General features: G+C 62.7%; 22 protein-coding genes. 11 read left to right on the forward strand and 11 right to left on the reverse strand.

Annotated elements, in window-relative coordinates; genetic code table 11:
- The first annotated feature begins 5 nt into the window (after positions 1-5).
- The 8 genes from GMET_RS18125 to GMET_RS04180 all read left to right on the forward strand — a co-directional run bounded on the left by GMET_RS18125 (position 6) and on the right by GMET_RS04180 (position 8,421).
- Complete coding sequence (locus GMET_RS18125) at positions 6-761, forward strand: hypothetical protein (protein WP_049756788.1); 756 nt, start codon at positions 6-8, stop codon at positions 759-761.
- Positions 762-823: 62 nt separating this feature from the next.
- A complete protein-coding gene (locus tag GMET_RS04150; RefSeq protein ID WP_011365729.1) occupies positions 824-1,537 on the forward strand; it encodes a DUF4388 domain-containing protein in 714 nt (237 codons plus the stop codon).
- Between the two features lie 27 nt (positions 1,538-1,564).
- Entirely contained in the window at positions 1,565-2,239 is a 675-nt protein-coding gene (locus GMET_RS04155; RefSeq protein ID WP_004512974.1) for a roadblock/LC7 domain-containing protein, read from the forward strand.
- Positions 2,240-2,671: 432 nt separating this feature from the next.
- Positions 2,672-4,513, forward strand: coding sequence for a hypothetical protein (locus tag GMET_RS04160; RefSeq protein ID WP_238378973.1), 1,842 nt, complete (start codon positions 2,672-2,674; stop codon positions 4,511-4,513).
- A 108-nt stretch (positions 4,514-4,621) separates the two neighbouring features.
- Positions 4,622-5,608, forward strand: coding sequence for an NAD(P)H-quinone oxidoreductase (locus tag GMET_RS04165; protein ID WP_004512976.1), 987 nt, complete (start codon positions 4,622-4,624; stop codon positions 5,606-5,608).
- Between the two features lie 62 nt (positions 5,609-5,670).
- Entirely contained in the window at positions 5,671-7,524 is a 1,854-nt protein-coding gene (locus GMET_RS04170; RefSeq protein ID WP_004512977.1) for an alpha-amylase family glycosyl hydrolase, read from the forward strand.
- A 94-nt stretch (positions 7,525-7,618) separates the two neighbouring features.
- Positions 7,619-8,029, forward strand: a complete 411-nt coding sequence (locus GMET_RS04175) for a bacteriohemerythrin (RefSeq protein WP_004512978.1) — start codon at positions 7,619-7,621, stop codon at positions 8,027-8,029.
- A 56-nt stretch (positions 8,030-8,085) separates the two neighbouring features.
- Complete coding sequence (locus tag GMET_RS04180) at positions 8,086-8,421, forward strand: hypothetical protein (protein ID WP_004512979.1); 336 nt, start codon at positions 8,086-8,088, stop codon at positions 8,419-8,421.
- 87 nt (positions 8,422-8,508) lie between these two features.
- Here the strand turns inward: GMET_RS04180 and GMET_RS04185 are convergent, their stop codons facing one another.
- From GMET_RS04185 to GMET_RS04210, 6 genes are all read right to left on the reverse strand, one after another.
- Entirely contained in the window at positions 8,509-9,099 is a 591-nt protein-coding gene (locus GMET_RS04185) for a nucleotidyltransferase family protein (RefSeq protein ID WP_004512980.1), read from the reverse strand.
- Complete coding sequence (locus GMET_RS04190; protein ID WP_004512981.1) at positions 9,096-11,270, reverse strand: xanthine dehydrogenase family protein molybdopterin-binding subunit; 2,175 nt, start codon at positions 11,268-11,270, stop codon at positions 9,096-9,098. The genes GMET_RS04185 and GMET_RS04190 overlap by 4 nt, the downstream gene beginning before the upstream one ends.
- Positions 11,267-11,731, reverse strand: coding sequence for a (2Fe-2S)-binding protein (locus GMET_RS04195; protein WP_004512982.1), 465 nt, complete (start codon positions 11,729-11,731; stop codon positions 11,267-11,269). The genes GMET_RS04190 and GMET_RS04195 overlap by 4 nt, the downstream gene beginning before the upstream one ends.
- Positions 11,732-11,764: 33 nt before the next feature.
- Positions 11,765-12,382, reverse strand: coding sequence for a glycine zipper 2TM domain-containing protein (locus tag GMET_RS04200; RefSeq protein ID WP_004512983.1), 618 nt, complete (start codon positions 12,380-12,382; stop codon positions 11,765-11,767).
- Positions 12,383-12,520: 138 nt separating this feature from the next.
- Positions 12,521-13,756: a GGDEF domain-containing protein gene (locus GMET_RS04205; RefSeq protein WP_004512984.1), complete on the reverse strand. Its 1,236-nt coding sequence runs from the start codon at positions 13,754-13,756 to the stop codon at positions 12,521-12,523.
- Between the two features lie 70 nt (positions 13,757-13,826).
- The gene (locus GMET_RS04210) at positions 13,827-14,507 is read right to left on the reverse strand and encodes a metallophosphoesterase family protein (RefSeq protein ID WP_004512985.1); all 681 of its coding nucleotides are present in this window, start codon (positions 14,505-14,507) and stop codon (positions 13,827-13,829) included.
- Positions 14,508-14,656: 149 nt separating this feature from the next.
- On the opposite strand from GMET_RS04210, the gene bioF reads away from it, so the two are divergent.
- The 3 genes from bioF to GMET_RS04225 are packed head-to-tail and all read left to right on the forward strand — an operon-like array spanning position 14,657 to position 17,471.
- Positions 14,657-15,847: an 8-amino-7-oxononanoate synthase gene (gene bioF, locus GMET_RS04215; RefSeq protein ID WP_004512986.1), complete on the forward strand. Its 1,191-nt coding sequence runs from the start codon at positions 14,657-14,659 to the stop codon at positions 15,845-15,847.
- Between the two features lie 3 nt (positions 15,848-15,850).
- A complete protein-coding gene (locus GMET_RS04220; RefSeq protein WP_004512987.1) occupies positions 15,851-16,669 on the forward strand; it encodes an alpha/beta fold hydrolase in 819 nt (272 codons plus the stop codon).
- Positions 16,662-17,471, forward strand: coding sequence for a methyltransferase domain-containing protein (locus GMET_RS04225; RefSeq protein ID WP_004512988.1), 810 nt, complete (start codon positions 16,662-16,664; stop codon positions 17,469-17,471). Before GMET_RS04220 ends, GMET_RS04225 begins: the two co-directional genes overlap by 8 nt.
- A 57-nt stretch (positions 17,472-17,528) precedes the next feature.
- On the opposite strand, the gene GMET_RS04230 is transcribed toward GMET_RS04225, so the two are convergent.
- The 5 genes from GMET_RS04230 to GMET_RS04250 form a co-directional block, all read right to left on the reverse strand.
- Positions 17,529-18,716 (reverse strand): class I SAM-dependent rRNA methyltransferase, encoded by a 1,188-nt coding sequence (locus tag GMET_RS04230; protein ID WP_004512989.1) that lies wholly within the window; start codon positions 18,714-18,716, stop codon positions 17,529-17,531.
- Between the two features lie 67 nt (positions 18,717-18,783).
- Complete coding sequence (locus tag GMET_RS04235; protein WP_004512990.1) at positions 18,784-19,059, reverse strand: ArsR/SmtB family transcription factor; 276 nt, start codon at positions 19,057-19,059, stop codon at positions 18,784-18,786.
- Between the two features lie 124 nt (positions 19,060-19,183).
- Positions 19,184-20,161, reverse strand: coding sequence for an ABC transporter ATP-binding protein (locus GMET_RS04240; RefSeq protein WP_004512991.1), 978 nt, complete (start codon positions 20,159-20,161; stop codon positions 19,184-19,186).
- Positions 20,158-21,120 (reverse strand): ABC transporter ATP-binding protein, encoded by a 963-nt coding sequence (locus tag GMET_RS04245; RefSeq protein WP_004512992.1) that lies wholly within the window; start codon positions 21,118-21,120, stop codon positions 20,158-20,160. Before GMET_RS04245 ends, GMET_RS04240 begins: the two co-directional genes overlap by 4 nt.
- A gap of 118 nt (positions 21,121-21,238) precedes the next feature.
- On the reverse strand, positions 21,239-23,371 hold the full coding sequence (locus tag GMET_RS04250) for an HD domain-containing phosphohydrolase (RefSeq protein WP_011365732.1): 2,133 nt from the start codon (positions 23,369-23,371) through the stop codon (positions 21,239-21,241).
- Positions 23,372-23,629: the final 258 nt, after the last annotated feature.

Consider the following 23,629-nt stretch of genomic DNA (forward strand, 5'->3'; position numbering starts at 1 on the left):
AGGGTATGAGTATGCAAGCCAAGCTGAAGCTAACGGCCGGGATTTTCCTCTGTGCCATGGTACTGGCGGGATGTGGCGGCGGGCTCAATGCGTCGAACCCGGACGCACCGTCGTCGGTCAACGCCCACGAATGCACGTGGGTCACGACGCACCCCAAGAAGATCATAGAGATGGTAACCTTTCGGGTAATTTCGTCGGCTACGCAAGCCACCTTCAACGCCACCTACGGCGAAGACGAACTGATCCAGTGCCGCGTCTGCCACGGAAGCAGCTTTCTCGGGGCCGGCGGGGGGGCTGCGGGGCCGGCGTGCCTCGACTGCCACATAGCAGACCCGGTCAGATATCCTGCTGGATGTTATTCATGCCACGGGGGGGTTATTGTCGATTCCCGGTTTCCAGATCAAGTGTCGTCCGGTCCCTATGAGAAATTCTACGCCCGGTACTCAACGACACCGCAGTTTTCCCAGTACTCGGCGGCGCGCCAGGCTTTCATCGACCGGGTCAAGTCCGGCTCGATCCATAACCGGTTGAGCCCCACCCTTCCCCGGAATCACAATGCCCTGGGCTACGTCTTTGCCGACGCGAATCCGCAGGATACCTGTGTATATTGCCATAATCAGGAAGCGAACGCCAATATCCATCACTCAGAGGCAATCACGAACCGCTTTTCCTGTGGCTTCTGTCATTTCAGATTTATTGGGGGCGAATTACAGTTTGTAATCATACGGGACTGCAAGGTATGTCATGTGCAGCCCATTTGAATGTCGAGGCATAAAATGTGCTTGTCGAAAGGTGGTAATATTCCACCGATGAGGATAGCGCCATGATGGCCGAATCATCACGACCGGAAAAACAGAGCGGCTTTGAAGGATCGATCGCCGGTCTTCCGCTGACCGACGTCATCCAGCTCAAGGGCCATAACCGCTTTACCGGCGCCATTTCGGTGGAGTACCGGCAGCGGCAGGGGATGATTTTTTTCCGCGACGGCGAGATCATCCACGCGGAGCAGGAGGGCGTGGTAGGCGAGCAGGCCCTGTACGAGATCCTCCGCTGGCCCGGCGGGCGCTTTGCCGTTCAGCCGAAGGTGACCACTACGGGGCGATCCATCCAGCAGAGCATCGCGTATCTTCTCCTTGAGGCCCACCGCATTATTGATGAGGAAAATGCGGGGCTGCGGCCGAAGGGAGAGGGAGCAGGGGCTGCCCAGCGGAGGATGAGCGTTATCGCGGAACGGCTGCTCCAAATCGCCGGAGTTGGGTATGCGGTGCTTTTCAAGAAGGACGGTTTGCCGGTCGACGACGAAGGCGCCGAGGCCAAGGCCCTTGCCGAAAAAGGGAGTGAGCTGTCGCGCCTCGGCAACAGACTTGGCGATCTGCTGGGCCTCGGCGGGGTGAAATCCGCTGCCGTTCAGGCAAAGGGGGAGCAGCAACTCCTCTTTGAGGCGAAAAATCACTACATCTCCATTGCGGTGAATAAAGAGACTTCCCTTGCTCAGGTGGAATCGGATATCCGCGCCACCTTCGGGAGCAGGAAATAGCGGGCTGGGACAGGGTACGAGATTCGGATGGACGAAGTTCTTCAACAACTCAATGCTGTTCCGGGAGTGATCGGAAGCCTCGTCTGCGGGCGCGATGGCGATCCCATTGCCTGTGCGTTTCCTCCCCTGTTCGACTCAGCCATTATCGAGGGGGTTACGGCCGCCGTAACAGATTCCGCACGTGGAGTCTTTGACGCAACAGGACCGGCAGAGCTCCTTGATTTCCGCTATGGCGACGGAAGGGTTATCATTAAACCCCTGCAGGATGCCTTTGTACTGCTGCTCTGCACCAAAAAGGTCAACCTCGGGGTGCTCGCCATTTCCCTCAACGTGGCAAAGATAAAGCTGGAATCGCACCTTGTTGCACGGGGAGAGCGGCAGAAACCCGCTGCAGCTGCTCCCGATCTCTTGGAGCTTGCGGTATGCCATCTCGCTGACGGGACAAAGGGGAGTTCCTTCGAACAGTTCGGCATGGCAGCCCTTACGCCTGCCACTGCCCGGCAGGTTTCTTCCTTCTACAAGAGGGAGGCCTTCAAGAAGCTGAAGATCACCAACAGGGTGAACGGAATTTTCGATATTTTCCCTGTAATGATCGTTAACGAGAGCGATTCTTCCTACGACGGTAAAATTATCCTCTGCAAGTCCATCGAGAAGAAGCTGGAAGCCCTCCAGGGCGATGGCCTCCTCGTCGAAATTCCGTAACGCGCGTCCCTGGACGGTTCTTCTCTCCCGGTTCATCCCTTCCCCGCAGCTTGTTATCCCCACCCTCTCCATCTCCGGAGTTTGCCATGGCGGGAAAATCGGGTAGAGTGTAGTCGGTGGGTCCTTCCCAAGGTCGCGACCCCTCCTGCGCCTTCCGCAGCCAAAATGTCACCAACTTCACCAACTTCCCAGAGGTCTGTCATGTTTGTCCATGATTCGTCACTGTCTTTCGTTGAGGCTGAGGAGGCCGATGTCGCCGCCGTCCACCGTTCATTGGGGTCGGCCTCCGCAGCCCCTGAAGGGATATCCCCCCGCCCGTGCAATGCATATGTTTGTGCCATTCAACGCAAAGGGCTGACCCGTGTCTACGTAGTCCTTGAACACGCTGACCGGAGGGGACGCTGGGTTTTTGCCTCGCCCAAGGGTATCCCGGTGGGTGAGGCATATCTCCCGCTTCTCAAGGAAGGACTGGCCTTCGCAACGTCGCTCGGGTTCACCATGCAGGAGGTCAATCTCAGCTATGGCAAGGCGATGCGGGAAGTGGTCATCCGCGATATCCCGGTCCTTCGCCGCCCGTCCGCCACGGGACCGGCGAGCGCCGATGGGGCAAAGGATGCTCCCGGCGATGCAAAGAGAGAGGCGGCTCCGAAGGAGAACAAGGAGGAGCCCCCCCCTGCGGAAAAGCGGGAAGAGAAACCTTCGCCCAAGGACGAGAGCGAAGCAACGGCTTTGGCAGACCGCCTTGCCGCCGAAAAGGCCGCAGCGGAGCGGGAGTCGCGGGAGCGCTTTGCGGAGCTCAAGGCCCGCGTCGATAGTCTGTTTGCAGAGCGGAAGGAGCAGGACGCCGCCATGGCGGCCCAGGAAGCGGCCCTGCAGGGTGAAATTGCGCGCTTGACCGCGGAGAAGGAGGAGGCCGGCCAGGAGCACGCCCAGGCAACAGCTTCCCTCCGGAGCACGGTGGAACGTCTCAAGGGAGAGTTGGAGGCCTTGGGGAAGGGGGGATCGTCGGCTGCCGCTTCCCTGCGGGATGAGATTGCCTGGCTGAAGGCCGAGAAGGACAAGGCCGGCGAGGAAACCGCTCGGGAGGAAGAGCGGTTACGCGCGGAAGTGGATAAACTTGCCGCAGCGCGGGATAAGGGGGCAAGCGCAGCGGCCAAGCGGATTGAATCCCTCACGACGCGGCTGGCCGACCTTGCCACGGAACAGGCAACTGCCGCCAAGGGGAATGCGGCCAGGATCAAGGAGCTTGAAGCCGAGGCGGAGCGGCTGACGGCCGAGATTGCCTCTGCCGAAAAGAAGGCCGCGGCGGACATTGCCGCTTTGGAGGCGGTGATCGAGAAACGGGCGGCGGAGAAGGAGGCGGCCCGTAAGCTGGCAGTCGACCGGCTCGTTCGGCTGGCCGCCGAGGTCGAGGTTCTTGTGGCCGAGCGGGAGGCCGTCGAGCAGGTTATCTCCCGGAAGGGGGGCGGCGAGATGGCGGGAGCCCTGGCCCGGGCCGAGGCCGAAGCGGCAACCCTCAGGAGGGAAATCGAACGGCTGGCGGCGGAGAAGACCCTTGCTACGCAGGCGAGCACCGCGCGGGTTTCGACCCTTCAGGCTGAAGTCACGCGGCTTGCCTCCCAGGGAGAGCCCCCGGCTTCGGCGCGCCGTGGCCACGGGGAGCAGGTCAAGCATGAGCCCGAGAAGCCGGAGTCGGTTATTGCCGCGACAGGAGAGGCCGCAGCGGCTTCGGAGGCGTCAACGTCGGTCGATTGGGACGATGAAGTGGCCGCTGTCGTGGGAGAGGTCCTTGCGGAAGGGCAAACCGATCCCTTCAGCTTCATGGGGGAAGGGGAGGAGTTCGTTTCGTTCGGCGCCGCCGGTGGAGGAGGGGACTCCGGGGCGGGTGTGGGGTTCAGTCTCGACAAAGGGCTGGAAACGATCGAGTACGACGGCCCGGCGGATGTTATCGAGGTCCACAACTCCCTCAACGTGGTCAACATCACCCCGGCGGGGCACACTCCCCAGCCCTGCGGCGCCTATATCGTTGCCCTCAAAAAAAGAGAGTGTTTTCGAGTCCACGTGGCCTGGAGCCTCACCGCCGACCACTCCACCCTTGTCTACTCTCCCGAGAAGCAGCCGGCGGATGCCGGCGAGTGCGCCAAGGTGGTGCGGGACGCCCTGGCCTTTGTGGAAACCGTCGGCTTCATGATGGACACGGTCCGGCTGAACCCCGATCCGGACAAGCGCGGAAGGGCTCTGGCGAAGATTCCCGTCCTCCGCCTGAAGCGGTAGCCGGGCATTATGACCGCTCTCCGGATTTCCTGTTTACACAATCCCGCCACTTCGCTAGAGTTGCCGGATTGATTTTGTCAGCTATCCAATGCAAGGAGGAAAAGGCGTATGAAAGCAGTTCTGCTCAATGGTTTCGGCGGTCTCGATGTGCTCACGGTGGGGGAGGTTGAGAGGCCGAAACCGGGGGAGGGGCAGGTTCTTGTGAAAGTGGTGGCAACGTCCATCAATCGTCCGGACCTGGTGCAGCGGGAAGGGAAGTATCCCCCTCCGCCGGGCGATTCTGAGATCCTGGGGTTGGAGGTTTCCGGCACCGTTGAAGAGTTGGGCCCCGGCGTGACCGGCTGGCAGGTGGGGGACCGGGTCATGACGCTGGTGGGTGGCGGCGCCTACGCCGAGTATGCCGTGGCCTACGCCAGTCACCTGATGCGGATCCCCGAGTCCATGAGCTTCGAGGAGGCGGCCTGCGTCTGCGAATCGTGCATCACGGCGTTTCTCAACGTCTTCATGATCGGCGGCCTCAAGGACAACAACACCGTCATCCTCCACGGCGGCGGCGGGGGGGTAAATACCGCCGGCCTTCAACTCTGCAAGGCCCTGGTTCCCAATACGAAGATCATCGTCACCTCCCATCCGAGCAAGATGGCGCGGGTGAAGGAACTGGGCGCCGACCTGGTCATCGACTTCACCCAGACCCCCGATTTCTCGGAGGCGGTGAAGGAGTTCACCAACAAGAAGGGGGCTGACGTGATCCTCGACCATGTGGGGGCCAAGTACCTGGCGCCCAACATGAACTCCCTGGCCTATGCCGGCCGCCTCGTCATCATCGGGGTCATCAGCGGCATCAAGGCGGAGTTGAACCTGGCCCTCATGATGGTGAAGCGGCAGCAGATCATCGGTTCCGTGCTCCGCTCCCGCCCCGTGAAGGACAAGGGGGAGATCGTTGCCGAGTTCACCAGAACGGCGCTGCCGAAATTCGCCGACCGGACCATTGTCCCCATCATCGAGAAGGTGTTCACCATCGACCAGGTGGTGGAAGCCCACCGGATGATGGAAGAAGACAAGCACTTCGGGAAGATCGTGCTGAAGATATCGTAGGGTACACGACACAGGAAGGGGCGCGGCGAACGGCGCCCCTTTCCTCTTGGGGAGATGACGCCATGACGGTACCGCAATCGATCACGGAACTGGATCTCAAGAACCTCACGAATCGCACGTTTCACCCTTCGCCCGTGGCCTGGGAAGACCAGGTGCTCTACTTTCTCCTGCTCGACCGCTTTTCCGACGGGAAGGAGACCGGATACCGCGACAACCGGGGGAGGCGGGTCGCGAAGGGGGAAACGCCCCTTTACCAGCCAGGCGACGCGGGGAATGCCATCCGCACCGAGCCCGAGGCTGCCGTCTGGCGCGAGTCGGGGAGCCGCTGGTGCGGCGGAACCCTGAAGGGGCTAGCCAGCAAGATGGGGTATCTCAAGCGCATGGGAGTGACCGCCGTCTGGGTCAGCCCCCTCTTCAAGCAGTGCTCCTTCGTCCCTACCTACCACGGCTACGGCATCCAGAACTTCCTCGAGGTGGACCCCCATTTCGGCACCGCCGACGACCTGCGGGAACTGGTCCATGTTGCCCATGCCAACGGCATCTACGTCATCCTCGACATCATCCTGAACCACGCCGGCAATATCTTTGCCTACGACCGGGGCTATACCCCCTATGACGGCTCCACCGTCTACCCGGTGACGGGGTTTCGCTCCGCCGACGGCACGCCGAACCTCCCCTTCGGCCCCATCGATACCAAGGCCAACCCCGATGCCTGGCCCGATGGCGCGGTCTGGCCCCGGGAGCTTCAGGCGGCCAACGCCTATACCCGCATGGGCCACATCCGGGATTGGGACAGCTACCACGAATACCTGGACGGTGACTTCTTCGACCTGAAGGACATCCACCTGGGTGAGGGCGAGGTTGATGCTTTCCGTCCGTCGCCGGCACTCCTGGCCCTCTGCGAGGTTTACAAGTACTGGATTGCCCTCTCCGATGTGGACGGATACCGCATCGACACGGTGAAGCACATGGGTGCCGGGGCCACCCGGTTTTTCGCCTCGGTGATCCACGAGTTCGCCCAGGCCATCGGCAAGGAGAACTTTTACCTCATCGGCGAGATCACCGGCGGCCGCGACAATGCCTTCAACACCCTGGCGACCACCGGCCTCAACGCGGCACTCGGCGTGGACGACATTCCGCTGCGCCTTGAGGACCTGGTGAAAGGGAGGGCAAACCCCGCCGACTACTTCAACCTCTTCCGCAACTCCCTCCTGGTGCGGAAGGAGTCCCACGTCTGGTTCCGGGACAAGGTGGTGACGGTCATCGACGACCACGACCAGGTCTGTCGGGGGGCCAAGAAGGAGCGTTTCTGCGCCGGCGATCCCAAGTGGCGCCGGCTCGTGCTGAACGCCCTGGCCCTGAACACGACCACCCTCGGCATCCCCTGCGTCTACTATGGCACCGAGCAGGCCTTTGACGGCGAGGGGGGCGATGACCGGTATCTGCGCGAGTGCATGTTCGGCGGTCCTTTCGGCGCGTTCAGAACCCGGGGCGTCCAATTTTTTGACGAGGAAAACCCGGTCTACCGCGAGTTCGCGAAGATTCTCGCCCTGCGCCGGGAGAAGCTCCCCCTGCGGCGCGGGCGCCAGTATCTGCGGGAGATCTCGGGGGACGGGGTCACTTTCGGGCTTCCCTATGTCATCGGGGGCGAGATTCGCTCGGTGGTCCCCTGGTCCCGCATCTTTGACACCGAAGAGATGGTTCTTGCCATCAACACCGATGCCGACTCCCCCCGCACCGCCTGGGTGCTGGTTGACGGGAGCCTCCACCGGGAGGGTGACCGCTTCGCCTACCGCTACTCCACCGATCCGGGGCAGGTACGCGGAACAACCGCTGTCCAGCGGATCAACGATGCCGTTCAGGCGATACAGGTGACGGTTCCCGCAGCCGGTTTCGTGATGCTTGAACAGCGATGACATCTGCTGATGTCGTGGCGGCGAAGGAGGTGTCGTCATGGCCCATACTTTGCTGTGTGAACCAAGTTCTACATTTCAATTCAGGGAGAGCTGCATGTGGACCGATGATCTGGCAGTGGGGATCGATGAAATTGACAGCCAGCACAAGGCGCTGTTCGAGCAACTGGATAAGCTTCTGGACGCATGCGTGGCCGGGGGGGAGCGGGAAGAGGTGGTGACCATGCTCTGCTTCCTCGATCAGTACGTGGTGGCCCATTTTTCCGCCGAGGAGAAGCTGCAGCAAGAGTACGGCTATCCCGGCTACGAGAAACACCGGGCCGAGCACGAAGAATTCATGCGGCGAATCAACCGTTTTGTGGAAGAGGTGGCCGCCGCGGCCCCGACTCGGGACCTCGTTCTCAGGGTGAACCAGACGCTCATTGACTGGCTCAAGTTCCATATTCTCGCCGTGGACAAGGAAATGAGCGAATTTCTTCTCAAGAAAATGCGTTGCAATCCGATATAGTTAACCGGGGGAAGCATCAGCTTTCCAGTCAATCAACCGGAACGGTGGGGGAAGGTATGCCAGAATTTTCAGATGTACCGCGGGATATGGACGTGTTGGACTCGATTCTGTCCAAAGAAACAAAGAATGGATTCCTCGTCGACGTGCGCCTCGTGAAACGGCCACGCCAGTACGAGGCGGCCCTGTTCCTGAACGGCAAATACAAGCCGGGACCGCCGGTGCCGCGTCCCCTGGACAACCCCACGACCGATGCCTCCCACTGGATGGGGGTGAGGCCCAGCGTCGGGTTCAGCCCGGAGGAGGCCGATGCCATCACCGACGAGGTTATGTCCCAGAACAGGCTTCGCCGCCTGACGTTCACCGACCGATGGGGCAGGGAATACGACGACTAACGTTCTCCCGAGGTCACACGACAAAAAGCGGGACTCCGGCGCACTGCCGGGTCCCGCTTTTTGTTGCCCGCAAACGACCCCACTAGCTCACCCCGGCGGGTTGAGCCGCTCCGCCATCGCCAGGTAGTCCTCCCACACATCCATGTCCATGACCACCCCCTCGTCGGCCACCGGCACCAGCCGAACCTTGTCGCGGTGCCGTCCGATGATGTCCCGCAGGGTGGCCACCTGGCCAATCTCCTGGAGGATGGCGGCGGGGAAGAGGGTCGGGTGACCCTTCGCACCGTCGTGGACCGGAATGAGGATGGCGTCTGGCTCCTCTCCGTGGCGGTTCACGAGGGCCCGTACCGTGTCGGGCCTGACAAGGGGATGGTCGGCCAGGGCCACGAGAACTCCCGTCGGATCCGATATCAGCCGGGCAAGGCCCGTTCTGGCCGAGTCGGCCATGTCACAGGAGTCTGATTCATTAACGGCCACCACGACGGGGTAGCGGGAAACGGCCGCGGCAACCTCGTCTCCACCGGGGCTGACCACGACGATGATCTCCTGCAAGCCGACGGCGGTGAGGGTGTCGAGGCAATGGGCCACGGCGGGGCGGTCGGCAAGCTGCAGGAGTTGTTTGCAGAGTCCCATCCGTTGCGACTTGCCGGCAGCCAGAAGGATTGCGGCGACGTTCATGTCTTGCCCGTTGCAGCCAGAACCCGTTCCGGCGTCATCGGCAGGGTCCGCAGGCGGGCTCCGGTGAGGGCGAACAGGGCGTTAGCCACGGCAGGAGCCACTGGCGGGACTCCCGGCTCGCCGATCCCTCCCGGCTTCTCCCCGTTCCGGACAATGTGGGTCTCCACCCGGGGCATCTCATTCATCCGGATGATGGGGTAGTCATGGTAGTTGGACTGCTCCACCCGGCCGTTCTTGAAGGTGATGGCTCCGTGAAGGGCCGCCGAGAGGCCGAAGGCGATCCCCGACTCCATCTGGGCCTCGATGATGCCGGGATTCACGAACCGGCCGCAATCCACGGCGCAGACGACCCGGTGCACCCGGATTTCTCCTTTCGCACCGACCGATACCTCTGCCACCTGGGCCACGATGCTCCCGAAGGACTCATGGACGGCGATTCCCCGTCCCCGCCCCTCGGGCAGCGCTTTTCCCCACCCAGCCTTTTCCGTAGCCAGGTCCAGGGCTCCCACGAGTCGCGGATGCTTCCCCAGGAGTTGCCGGCGGTACTGATAGGGATCCTTCCCCGCCAGGTGGGCAAGTTCGTCGATGAAGCTCTCCTTCACGAAGGCGGTGGCCGAATGCCCCACCGACCGCCACCAGAGGACCGGCACTCCGGCCGGCGCCATGTGGTAGTCGCAGAGGAAGTTTGGCACCGCGTAGGGTGAATCGGCGGCCCCCTCCACGGAGGTGTCGTCGACGCCGTTTTTCACCATTCCCTTCTCGAAGGGGGTGCCGATGGCGATGGACTGGCAGACGATCCGGTGTTTCCAGGCAACGGGCATTCCGGCGGCGTCAAGGCCGGCGGAGAGCTCGTTATGGAAAGTGGGGCGGTACCAGCCGCCGTGGATGTCGTCATCCCGGGTCCAGACCACCTTCACCGGCTTGCCCATGGCCTTGGATGCCTGCACCGCTTCCCGCACGAAGTGGGAATCGGGGACTGCCCGCCTCCCGAACCCGCCCCCCAGGAACATGGTGCGGAGGGTTATCTTCTCGGGGGGAAGGCCAGTGATCTTTGCCGCCGCGTTCCGGTCCCCGGTCTGCATCTGGGTGCCTGTCCAGATGTCGCAGCGGCCGGGCTCCACCCTCGCCACGCAGTTCAAGGGCTCCAGAGGGGCGTGGGCCAGGTACGGGAGCTCGTAGACGGCGTCGATCCGCTTTACTGCTTGCTTCAGCGCGGCGTCCGGGTCTCCCCGGCGGGCAGCCACGGCTCCGGGGCGTTTTGCCATCTCCGCGTACTCATCCCGCTGGCGGCCGCTGTCGAGGCCTGCCAGGGGCCCTTCGTTCCATTCGATTTCCAGGGTCTCCCGTCCCTTGACGGCAGCCGGGAAACTCTCGGCAATGACCGCCACCCCCGCATCGATGGGGATCACCCTCTTCACTCCCGGCACCTTTTCCGCCTTGTCATGGTGAATCTTCATGGCCTTGGCGCCGAAGACCGGCGGCCGCGCCACCACGGCGGTGAGCATGCCGGGTATGGCGACATCGAGGCCGAAGAGTGCGGTGCCGTCCACTTTGGCAGGAGTGTCGAGCCGTTTGACCGGCCGGCCGATGACGCTGTAATCCTTGGGTGACTTCAGCTGCACCTCCGCCGGGGGCTTCAGCCGGGCGGCCCGTTCAGCCAGTTTCCCGTAGGAGAGGCGCCTGCCGCTGGCCTGATGGAGGACAAATCCCTTTTCGGCCCGGCACTGACCAGGCTTCACCTTCCAGGTTTCGGCGGCGGCAGCCACGAGCATCATCCGGGCCGTTGCCCCCGCTCTTGCGAGACGGTCCCATTCGGACCGCACGCTCGTGCTGCCACCGGTCGCCTGGATCCCCCACTCGGCGTGGTTGTAGGGCGGGGTCACCGGCGCCGCCTCAACCCGGATGGTGGCCGGATCCACCTCCAGTTCCTCGGCAACGATCATGGGAAGCGCGGTATAGACCCCCTGGCCCATCTCCGACTTGTTGACGATCACCGTCACCGAATCGTCGGTGCCGATCCGGATGAAGGCGTCGGGAGCGAAGGTCTCGCGGGGGGGCTCCATGCCGGCGGCGGTTCCTCCCGGCAGGTGGACCCCTATGATCAGCCCGCCCCCCAGAACGATGCCTGCCTTCAGAAAATCACGGCGGCTCACGATGACGATTCCGCTCATGACGCACCCCCTTTCGCCGGCGTGCCGGCGGCCCGGTGGATTGCCCGGCGGATGCGCTGGTAGGTGCCGCATCGGCAGAGGATTCCCTCCATGGCCTCGTCAATGGCGGCATCGTCGGGCTTGGGGTTAGTTGCCAGAAGGGCCGTGGCAGCCATAATCTGTCCCGGCTGGCACCAGCCGCATTGGGGGACATCATCGGCGATCCACGCCTGCTTCACCGGGTGAGACTCGGGAATCCCCTCGATGGTGGTTACCTCCTTGCCGGCCACGGCCGACACGGGGGTGACGCAGGAGCGGATCGCCCGCCCCTCCACGTGGACGGTACAGGCGCCGCAGAGGGACATGCCGCAGCCGAATTTGGTTCCCGTGAGGCCGATCACCTCCCGGATCACCCAGAGAAGCGGCGTGTCGGGGGGAACGTCCACCTGGTGCCGCGTGCCGTTGACAGTCAGAGCTATCATGCGTTTTCCCTCCTTCCGTGGATGGGGGTGCGGCTACCGCACCGTAAAGCTGGTTTCGCGGCTATCCTTTGCCGTGGCGCTCTTGACCGTGGAGATTACCCGGTAGTTCCCCGTCTTAGCGTCTTTGGGGAGGACGATGGGGATGGTGAAGGTGTAGGTGCCGCCGCCATGGGTGACCATGGCCTCGGGATTCCCGACGAGTTCACCCCCGTGGTAGATTTCGACGGACTCGGTCAGCCCTACCTGCTCGGTGGTGGACGGGGTGAGGAGTGCGTAGGTGGTCTGGACCTCCACCCGTTCTCCGGGGTTCACGGTTATGGGGGTGGTGGTCACGTTTTCGAGGCGCACCATGGTCCCCGACGATGGCTGGACGTTGTACTTAGCGGCGGTCTCCTCGGCAGTGAGCTTCTTGTCGATGGTGTAGTTGCCGATGACGCCGCCGATGAGCGCTCCGGCCAGACCGCCGAGAACGGCTCCCTTGGTCCGTGAACCCTCTCCGGCCAGCAGTGCACCGGCCAGGGCGCCGGCGGCGCCGCCGTAGCCTGCCCCCTTTGCCGCTCCCTCGTGTTCCTTCTGAATGGTGACGCACCCCGTGATGCCCCCCAACGTGAATGCCGCAAGCGTAACGAGTGAAATCAGCCTGATTTTCATGGGTTCCCTCCTTGGCGGTGCCGTGTTCCCGTCATCGCGCGTACTTGTTTGGTGAGTAACGGAAAAAGTATAGCGGGGAGGGAAACGAATGCAACGGGGGGGAGGATGAGAAGGAGTGAATGGAGGGGGGGCGTGCCGTCAGCTGCAGACGCGGTTGCGACCGCCACCTTTGGCCCGGTAGAGGGCCTGGTCGGCCGCCTTGATGACGTCGGCGGGGCGGCGGCGGTCGGCGCTGCTCTCGGCAACGCCGATGCTGACGGTCACTGAGACGGTGGCGTTGCCGCGTCCGGTGCCGTAGCGGAGTTTTTTCCCCTCTTTGGACGAACTGGGGCGGTCGGTGCCGCGCAGGCGCATCTGGTAGTCGGCAATGGTGCGGCGCAGCCCTTCCAGGTCGGCGAGAACCTCCTCTCGCTCCTTGCGGTGGAAGAGGATAGTGAACTCTTCACCGCCGTAGCGGTAGACCTTTCCGCCCCCGCCCACGCCCCGCAGCTTCGATGCAACCATCCGCAGCACCTGGTCCCCCACGTCGTGGCCGTAGGTGTCGTTGAACCTCTTGAAATGGTCCACGTCCACCATGGCCACGGTGTAGCGCCGCCCGAGCCATGTGAGCTGCTCGTTGAGGGCGCGGCGGGAGGGGAGGCCGGTCAGCTCGTCCCTGAAGGCCATGTTGTAGGAGTCCTTCAAAACCCCGAGGGTGAGGATGGCGGCGGCGGCAGCCATGAAAACCGGCGTGACGAACTCTGTCCCGATGCCGTTGCAGGCCACCACAAAGGCCGCCATGACTCCCAGAAGGCTTGCGTCTATGGGAGACTGGCCCCTGGCGGCCCGACCGATTACCACGGCCGTCCCGAGGACGATTACCGGCAGTGCCGGCTGGGGAAGCTGGAGCCCAGCCAGGAGGTGGCTCTCGGTGAACCGGCAGGAGAGAAGTTGCTGGACCGCCACATGCCCCGGTTCCATGGCCCATCCCACGAAAAGGGCCTGGAGCGCCAGGAAGGCGAAACGGAGCCGGCCGGCAACGGTCATGATCCCCCGCTCGCGCATGAGGGAGAAGAGCGCGATGTTCAGGGGGACAAGAACGCAAACGGACTGGAACAGGACCGTGGCCGTGATTCCGGTCGGAGCGCCGTTCAGGTGCCCCCGGAAGCTCCAGTAAACGGCAATCAGAACGAGAAAAACGAAAAATGCCCTCCCCCGGTGAAAATGGAACGAGAGCATCATGCCCAAAGCCATGGTCAGATAGGGAATGAAGGGGAGAAGCTCCAGCCGCCCCGGCGGTAGCGTTGCCACCTGGGGGAAGAACCAGATGGTGGCTGTGAGAAACGCAGCGGGAATAAGGAAAATGGTCAGGTTTTTCATTGAAAGAGCATGCATGCTGCAAAGGCTCCTGGTTGATGGGTCCTAAGCAAACATATCGGAGAAAAATGAGAAAACTTTAGAAGGCTTAATCAATATTTTCCTGAAAAGAGAGGGTCATTGAGTCCAGCTCCAGGGCGGCCAGGCACCCCATGCCGGCCCGCTCCCGGTAGACGCAGCCGTTGTCGAGGACGATACGGTCGGTGGAAAGTCCCCTGAGAATTTCTGAGCGGCTCATGGGGGTGTGGCCGCCGATGACGCGCCGGCCACCGATCACCTCCTTGCGGACCTCCAGGGATCGGCTCCAGAGCATTGCCTCGGTGTCGGCAAAGGGGGAGGGGATGGCAAAGTTGAGACTCGCGTGGAGCAGCACGAAGTCGGGTAGAATGCGATAGTAGGGCATCTCGGCCATGAAGCGGCGGTAAGGGAGAGGGATCTCGCAAGCATCCTCCACGCCGAAACTGTCGAGGGTGGCGCGACCGCCGTTTTCGAACCACATCCGGAACATGTTGCGGTCGCCGCAGCTCTCCAGGAGCATCTCCTCGTGGTTTCCCCGCACGGGGAAGACCCGATATCCTTTCAGGGTGAGCCCCATGAGGATGTCGAGGACTTCCCTGCTGCGGGGGCCCCGGTCGATGTAGTCCCCCAGGAGATAGAGCTCGTCGCTGCGTCTCAGGTGGATGACTTCCCGGAGAAGGCGGTCCAGAGTCAGGGCGCAGCCGTGGATATCGGGGATGACAAAGCGGCGGGAGAGTTGGGTTCTTTTCAATGCGATACCATTCGGGAAGCAAAATTCATTCGAAGTAATGACCCCTTATACCATGCGGACCCCTGTCAAGTAAACGGTCACTGATTGTCAACCTTTGTGTCTGGCTTGGTTGACGAAAAGGCGGCGAATGTGCTACAAACGGAGCGCCGATGAAAGGAGAACCCGTGTCGAAAAGCTTTGCCGAAGAACTGGAGATGCTGAAGGCCCAGGGGCTTCACCGGAGGATGCGCCGCATCGCCGGAAGCCAGGGGAGCAGGGCCGTTGTGGACGGGAAGGAGGCTCTCCTCCTCTGCTCCAACAACTACCTGGGGCTGGCCGACCATCCCCGCCTGGCGGAGGCGGCCATCCGGGCCGTGGAGCGCTACGGCACCTCCAGCGGCGCATCGCGTCTCGTCTCCGGCACCATGGAACTCCACGCCCTCCTCGAAGAGCGGATCGCCCGCTTCAAGGGGACCGGCGCGGCCCTGGTCTTCAACTCGGGCTATGCCGCCAACAGCGGCATCATCCCGGCCCTGGTGGGGAAGGGGGACGTGGTCTTCTCCGACCGGCTCAACCACGCGAGCATCGTGGATGGCTGCCTCCTCTCCCGGGCCACCATGGTCCGCTATCCCCATAACGACACGGCTGCCCTGCGGCGGCTTATGGAGCGGCACGAAACCGCGGGCCGGCGGCTCCTCGTCACCGACGGGGTCTTCAGCATGGACGGTGACATGGCGCCGCTGCGGGAGCTGGCGGCCCTCAAGCGGGAATTCGGCGCCCTCCTCATGGTGGACGATGCCCACGGCACCGGCGTTCTGGGCGCGACCGGCCGGGGGAGCGCCGAGCTTCAGGGGGTGATGGCGGAGATCGACATCCACATGGGAACCCTCGGCAAGGCCCTCGGCAGTTTCGGCGCCTACGCCGCGGCTTCGGAGGACGTGATCGATTACCTGGCGAACAAGGCCCGCAGTTTCATCTTTTCCACGTCGCTCCCACCGGCGGTCCTGGCCGCATCCCTTGCCGCCGTCGATCTGGTCGACTCCCCCGATGGCGCGGCGCTCCGGGAGCGGCTTGCCCGCAACACCGCTTTTTTCAGAGAGGGCTTGTGCGCCGCCGGTTTCGACACCATGGGGAGCGAGACCCAGATCGTTCCCCTCTTCGTGGGGGGAGCCGAAGAGACCATGGCCTTCACGGCCCGGTTGCTGGAGGCAGGGGTCTTTGCCCAGGGGATACGCCCTCCCACGGTCCCGGCCGGGACCTGCCGGCTCCGTTGCACTCTCATGGCGACCCATGCAGAGGAGGACCTGGCTCGGGCAGTGGCGCTCATGGCGGCAATTGGCAAAGGGATGGGGGTAATCTGACCGATGCCCTTTGTGGAAACCGCTCAGAAGGTAACGATCCACTATGAGGACGAAGGTTCGGGCTTTCCCCTTGTCTTCGTCCATGGCTGGGCCATGTCCGGGAAGGTCTGGGCCTTCCAGAAGCCCCTGGCTGACCATTTTCGCCTCATTACGTTGGACCTTCGGGGGCACGGAAAATCGTCCGCTGCTCCCGGTTACGCCTTTTCCGACTTCGCCGCCGACCTGGCAGCCCTCTTCGACCGGTTGGGACTCGAGCGCGCTGCACTTGTCGGCTGGTCCCTGGGGGCCCAGGTGGCCCTGGAGGCCGTTCCGCTCCTGGAGGACCGCGTTGCTGCCCTGGTGCTCGTGGCCGGCACCCCCAAGTTCACCACCGCAGACGGCTGGCCCCACGGCCTCCCGCCACATGAGGCACGAGGGCTCGGCCTGCGGCTGAAGCGGGCCTATGACGCCACCCTGGGGGACTTTTTCCGGCAGATGTTCGCGGAGGGGGAGCTGTCCCACGATCAGTATCAGCGCATCGTCCGGGAGATCGTGATTCCCCGGCACCTCCCCGATCCCGGCGCGGTGCAGGCATGCCTCGTCACCCTCGCCGGCGGCGACCACCGCAATCTCCTGCCCGCTATCGCCGCGCCGACCCTCGTCATCCACGGCGACCGGGATGCCATCTGTTCCCCCAGTGCTGGCCGGTACCTGGCCGAGGGGATTCCCGGCGCCCGCTTCCTCTCCCTGGAGGGGACAGGGCATGCCCCGTTCCTCTCGCAGCCAGAGCGGTTCAACCAGGAGCTGAGCCGCTTCCTTACGGAGGTGATCGACCGTGATTGACCGCCGCAGGGTGAGACATTCCTTCCACCGGCAGGCCCTGGAGTACGACGCCCATGCAGCTGTCCAGAAACGGGTCGTGGAACGGTTTCTCCAGATCTTGGACGACGAGGTGGGCTCTCCCCTCCGGATCCTCGACGTGGGGGCGGGCACCGGACTCCTGGCCCGTCAGCTTGCCGACTGTCACCCCGCGGCGCTTCTCTCCTGCGTCGACCTGGCCCCCGGCATGGCCGCAACGGCGCGACAACGCCTCGGCTCCCGGGCACTGGTGGCCGTGGCAGATGCGGAACACCTCCCCTTTGCCGGCGCCTCGTTCGACTGCGTCGTCTCCACCTCCACCTTCCAGTGGCTCACCACCCTCGACGCCGCTTTTGGCGAGGTGTGGCGGGTGCTGGCCCCCGGCGGGCTCTTCGCCTTCGCCCTCTTCGGCCACGGCACCTTCCACGAGCTGAAAGACTCCTACCGGTCTGCTCTGACCGCCGTGGGGCGCGAGGATGAGGACCGGACCCAGCGCTTTTTCACCGAAGCCGAGGCCGGAGCGGCCCTGGAGCGGACCGGCTTCGGGGTGAGGCGCCTCTGCGTCGAGGATGAGGTGGAGTGGCACCCGGACGTGCCGGCTTTCCTCCGCTCCGTGAAGCGGGTCGGTGCCGGCAACGCCTCGCCGCTCCGGGGCCGGGGCCTCGCGGAGCGGCGGGTCATGGTGGAGATGATGCGGGTCTACGGGGAACGGTACGGCGGGGAGCGGGGGATTCCGGCCACCTACACGGTGATTTACGGGGTGGGAGTGAAGAGTGGGCGCAAGTAGCGAGGTAGCGAGATGGTTTTGCTGCTTGCTATCTCGCTATCTCACCATCTCGCTTCGTTACACGCACTGCAGCACGAAACACTTGAGGTACTCGGTCTCCGGCACGGCCAGGAGCGCGGGGTGATCCGGGGCCTGGGAGCGGGTCTCCACGATCCGCACCTGACGCCCCGCCTGGCGGGCCGCCTGGGCCAGGAGATCCCTGAACAACTCCCGCCCCATGTGGTAGGAACAGGAGCAGGTGATCAGGTACCCTCCAGCGTCGAGGAGTTCCAACCCACGCCGATTGATGGTGAGATATCCCTTCTCCGCCTCCTTCAACGCCTTCTTGTTCTTCACGAAGGCAGGGGGATCGAGGACCACCACGTCGAAGCGCCGCCCCTCGTGCCTCAGGCTCCGGAGCCGGTCAAAGGCGTCGCAGACCTCCACGCTCACCACTCCTTCAAGCCCGTTCAGGGCCGCGTTCTCCCGGGCAAGGGCCGCGGCCCGCTCCGAGATGTCGAGGCAGGTCACTTCCGCGGCACCAAAGGCCGCGGCATGGACTCCCCAACTCCCCGAGTAGGAGAAACAGTCCAGAACCCTCTTTCCTGCAGCCATTCCCTTCAGTACGAGATGGTTTTCCTTCTGGTCCAGAAAGTGGCCAGTCTTCTGGCCTCCGGCCAGGTCGACCCGGAAGCGCAGACCGTGCTCCTCCGCCTCCACCGTCTCCGGGATCTCTCTATACAAAATTTCCACGGTTTCCGCCAGCCCCTCCAGTGACCGCACGGCCACGTCGTTGCGGGCGATGATCCCCTTGGGGGCGAAAAGTTCCACGAGGGCCTCCACGATGGCTCCCCGGCGTGCCTCTATCCCCGCGGTCAGTATCTGGACCGAAAGCCGGTCGCCGTACTTGTCGACGACGAGACCGGGGAGAAAGTCCCCTTCGCCGTGGACGACCCGGAAGGTGGCCATGTCCGGGTAGAGGCTGCGACGCAGTTTCAACGCCTGGTTGATTCGCTCCTTGAAAAACGCCGGCGAGTCGATCTCCTCCCGCTCCCGGGAGAGGAGCCGCACCGCGATGAGGGAGTGGGGGTTGTAGTAGCCGGTGCCGAGAAACCCGCCCCCCACATCGTAGACCTCGGCGGTGGCGCCGGGGATCCGTTCCCCCTTTGCCTCCCGGATCTCGTTACTGAAGACCCAGGGGTGGCCTCCCTTGATTCGGCGGTCTTCGCCACGGTTGAGGGTCACGCGGATAGTGGTCGTTTCCATGGTCATCTCCAAAAAAAATCCCCTCGCCGGGAGGGGATTCGTGTGGTGTCGGTATGCAGGCTGCCGTTCAGCCGAGAACCTCGATGAGTTTCTTGGCCAGGGGATGTACCACCGAGTAGTGGACTTCCACCCCGTCCCGCTTCCCCTCGATGATTCCCTTGTTCTTCAGAAGGGCCAGATGCTGGGAGACGGTGGCCTGGGGAAGTCCGAGGCACTCCCAGATATGCTTCACGTTGCACTCCCGCGTACAGAGCCCTGCAACGATCTTGAGCCGGATCGGGTGGCCGAGCACCTTGAAGATTTCCGCTTCCTCGGAGAAATTCCTGCTGATGTCGAAGTCCATGGATTCCGTCCTGTGGCCGGGGGAGAACCCTTGCCATGCAGAGTGCAACTCCCCTCACGTTTGAGGAGAAATCTAAATATATTTATATTGTTCCCGACCTGTGTTGTCAAGGAAAAGGTACTGATCAGCAAAACAGTTTATGACTGAAATGGCAGGCTGCCAGATGGCCTGCGCGCTTCTCTTCGAGGGGAGGGGAGGAGGTGGCGCAGACCGGTTCCGCATAGGGGCAGCGGGGGTGGAAGGGACATCCCGTCGGCGGGTTGAGGGGGGTGGGGGGGTCCCCCTTGAGGATGATCCGTTTCTTCCCCTCGGAAGGGGTGATCCGGGGAACCGCCGACAGGAGCGCCTCGGTGTAAGGGTGCTGGAAGCGGGCAAAGATTGCGTCCCGGGGGCCGGTCTCGACAATCCTTCCCAGATACATGACCGCGACCCGATCGCTCAGGTGTCGGACTACGGAGAGATCATGGGCGATGAAGAGGTAGGAGAGCCCCAGGGTTCGCTTCAGTTCGTCCAGCAGGTTGATGATCTGGGCCTGGATGGAGAGGTCGAGGGCCGACACCGGCTCATCGGCGACAATCAACCTTGGAGAGACCGCCAGTGCCCGGGCAATGCCGATCCGTTGCCGCTGCCCACCGGAAAACTCGTGGGGGTAGCGGTTGATCTGCTCCGCCGTGAGTCCTACCATTTCCATGAGCTCCATGACCCGCTCCCGGCGCCTCTCCTTCGGGACGAGGCCGTGGATGGCCAGGGGCTCCCCGATGATGTCCCCGACCCGCATCCGTGGGTTGAGAGACGAGAAGGGGTCCTGGAAGATCATCTGCACGTCCTTGCGGAAGGCGGCCCGTTCATCGGCCGTTGCCCCGGCCATATCCGCGCCCCGGAACCGGATTGCGCCGCCGTCGGCCTCAAGAAGACCCATGAGGAGCTTGCCCACGGTGGACTTGCCGCAGCCGGATTCGCCGGCAAGCCCCAGGGTTTCCCCCTCTCCTATCCGGAGCGACACGCCGTCAACGGCCCGCAGCACCTTGCTGGGTGTGAAGGGGCTCGGTCTTACGATAAAGGTCTTGGAGATGTTTTCCAGTGCGATGAGAGGTGTCGTCATCGGTATTTCCAGCACCGGACCCGGTGTCCCGGCGTGATTTCCCTGAGCTGAGGTGTTTCACGGTCGCATTCCCACTGTTTCTGCGGGCAGCGGGAGCAGAAACCGCAACCGGGGAGATCCCCGAAGAGGCTCGGCACGTGGCCCGGTATCGTCGTGAGGGGGCGGCCCGGTTCGCTCCGCTGGGGGAGCGAGGCGAGGAGCCCTTCGGTGTAGGGGTGGAGGGGGGTGGTGAGAAGCGTGCCCGTCGGGCCTTCTTCCACGATTTGTCCCGCATACATGACAAGGGTCCGGTTGGCCCGCTCGGCCACCACCCCCAGGTCGTGGGTGATGAGGAGAAGCGCCATCCGGTGCTCTTCCCTGAGCCGGTCCATGAGCTCCAGAATCTGGGCCTGGATGGTTACGTCGAGGGCGGTGGTCGGTTCGTCGGCAATGAGGAGCCGGGGTTTGCAGGCAAGGGCCATGGCGATCATGACCCTCTGGCGCATCCCTCCCGAAAGCTGGTGGGGGTAGTCCCGGAGCCTTTCGGCTGGGGAGGGGATCCCCACCTGTGCCAGGAGTCGCTCCGCTTCCTCCAGCGCCTCCCGCCGGGAGACTCCCCGGTGGATGATCAACCCCTCGGCTATCTGCCGGCCGATGGGAAATACCGGGTTCAGGGAGGTCATGGGCTCCTGGAAGATCATGGCGATCCGGTTTCCGCGGATGTCCTGCATTTCTTCGTCGCTGAGGCGGAGGAGGTCGCGTCCTTCAAAAACGATTTCGCCTGCCGTGATCACGCCGGGGGGGAGGATTAGGCGCAGAAGCGACAGGGCGGTCACGCTCTTGCCGCATCCGGATTCCCCCACGACGGCCACGGTCTCGCCTTCGGCCACGGTGAAGTCGACGCCGTTCACGGCATGAACGTCCCCCACTGAGAGGCGGAAGCGGGTGGTGAGCCCTTTGACGGTGAGAAGGTCCGGCACGATGGGGTTCCTGAGAGGATAGTTGTGCTGTCGGAGTGGCGTGGTGGTCAGGGAGACCTTATACCACGATCACGGGAAGGGGGCAAATCGTAATGCGATGACGGATTAGGGGAAGGGGTCAACCGATGCGGATGCCGTAGTCGCTGAGGGGGACCACTTTGCGCCGTTCCCGCATCGGGGTCTCTTCCATGTCGGATTTATCGCAGGAGAAGCCGAAGGTGCCGCTCTCGATGAGTTCGATAAAGTGAGGCACCAGTTCCGGGTCGAACTGGGCTCCGGCATGGTCGATCAGTTCCTTTGCCGCCGCTTCAACGGGAAGCGCTTTGCGGTAGGGGCGGTCTGATGTCATGGCGTCAAAGGCGTCGGCGATGGCGAGGATGCGCGACTCCAGAAGGAGTTCGCCGGCAGGGATGCGGTTCGGGTAGCCCCGGCCGTCGTACCGCTCGTGGTGTTGGCCGATGCAGATGCGGACGTCCTGGAGGAAGTCGATGGGCTCCAGAATCCTCATGCCGATGACTGGATGCTGCTGGAGGTCGTGAATTTCCTCGGGAGAGAGCTTTCCTTCTTTGTGGAGAAGGTTCAGGTCGATGCCGATCTTTCCGATGTCATGGAGGATGGCGGCCCGCTCGATAATTTTGAGCCGTTCGGGGGGGAGCGTCAGTTTGCGGGCTAGCTCCAAAGAGTAGCGGGTCACCCGCTCTGAATGGCCACGGGTGTAGCTGTCGCTGGCCTCGATGGCGGAGACCAGTGCCTGGATCGTATGGAGATAGGTGGCCTGCTGCTCGTCGTAGAGCTGGGCGTTCTTGATGGCGATGCTCGCCTGGGCGGCGATGGTGACGAGAAGCTCCAGTTCTTCCGCGTTGTAGGTGGAACTGTCCCGCTTGTTGACGGCGGTGATGGTGCCGATGATCTCGTCCTTGATCATAAGCGGCGCGCAGATGAGGTTTTTGCGCTCATAGCCCAGGGCGCTGAAGCGGTCGAACTGGGGAAACTCGTTGATGTCGGGAATGAGGAGCGGAGTTCGGTTTTCAACGACCCAGGTCGAGACGCTCGACGGCTTCATCTGCAGGATGGTAGAGGCTTCCGGCGTCACTTCGTGCCCCAGGAGCGTGGTGACTAGCAGGTTCCGTCCCTGCTGGTTGTAGAGAATGATATAACCGATCTCAGCATTGAGTGTCTCAACGGCAGTGCGGACGATGAGGTCGAAGATCTTTTTACTCTCCATGGTGGAGTTGACGGCAAGGCCAACCTTGTACAGGGTCGAGAGGCGGGCCACGGCCCGCTCCAGGTTGACGTTCTTGTCTTCGAGTTCGCTGGCGAGGTCGGCGATGCGGTAGTTGGCCTCCTCGATCTCCTCGATCCGCTCCTCCATGCCGACGTTGAGGTTTTCGATCTCCCGGAGCTGATCCTCCAGCTTCTGGTTCATGAGGTGCATCTCGTGGTGATGGGCAAGTTTTGACTGGGCCCGTGCCAGTTCCCGTTCGTGGCCGATGGTGGTGTCTACGAAGTAGCGGAGTTTGCTCACCATCATGTTGAAGTTGTCGGAGAGGGCTTTCATCTCGGTGCTGCTGGCAATATCGGTCTTGACGTCGAAATCGCCCCGCTCTATCCCTTGCATGGACGAGATAATGGCCTTGAGCGGACGGTTCACGTAGGCGTGGAGGAAAATGAAAATGGTGGCGAGGATGAGGACGACCATGGTGAGCATCGAGACCGACATGAAGAACTTGTCCTGGTCCAGATACGACTCAAGGTACCTTATGGAGAGCTCAACCTCAAGGGCGCCGAGGAGCGTGGTGCCGGCATCGTGGCAGGCGTGGCACGCCGGTTTGTTATATATGGGGGCAATGCTCTTGAAAATCTTGTCGCTGTCTTCGTTGCCGACATTAACGAGAGCGATTCGTTTTCCCTCCTTGTACATCGCAAGGTCGGCGGGACCGACCTGAAGGCCGATTTCCGGCTTGATGGCGGAGTTGAGGATACGTCCCGCTTCGTCAAAAATCCGCAGGTTCTCGATCTTGTCCTTTTCCTTTAGCCGGCCGAGGATGCGTTGCACCTCGTCGGTCCGGCCACTCATCATCACGTTCTCAATGGTGCTTTGAAGCGTCGTGGTAAGAAGGACGGCGTTTTGGGCGGATATCTGCGTTATTAGCCGTTTCTGGTGCTGGTATTCCAGGATGCTGACTACGGAGACGAGTAAGCACACAATAAGGGTTATCGTCCCGAGTATTTTGACTTTCAGTGAATTCATAGCGTCAATATACCGACTGCCCCTGGCAACGCCGGTGTTTATCGTGGCCGTTTTGGGTCTGAAATATGGCTATATGGCGGTTAGTTTGTGCTAATCCTGTGTGTTGTGCTTGTCGCGAAGGCGTATTTCGGTTGCCGTCCGCGGGATGGGGATGTCAGTCCAAACCGGCATGAACAGTGGTTTTCGCCCCCTAAATGCTTGACATTGAACTGGCCTGCACCTATGATGACCATCCGTTGCAGTATCTGGTTAATGTCC

It is taken from the genome of Geobacter metallireducens GS-15 (assembly GCF_000012925.1).
GTDB classification, from domain to species: Bacteria; Desulfobacterota; Desulfuromonadia; order Geobacterales; family Geobacteraceae; genus Geobacter; species Geobacter metallireducens.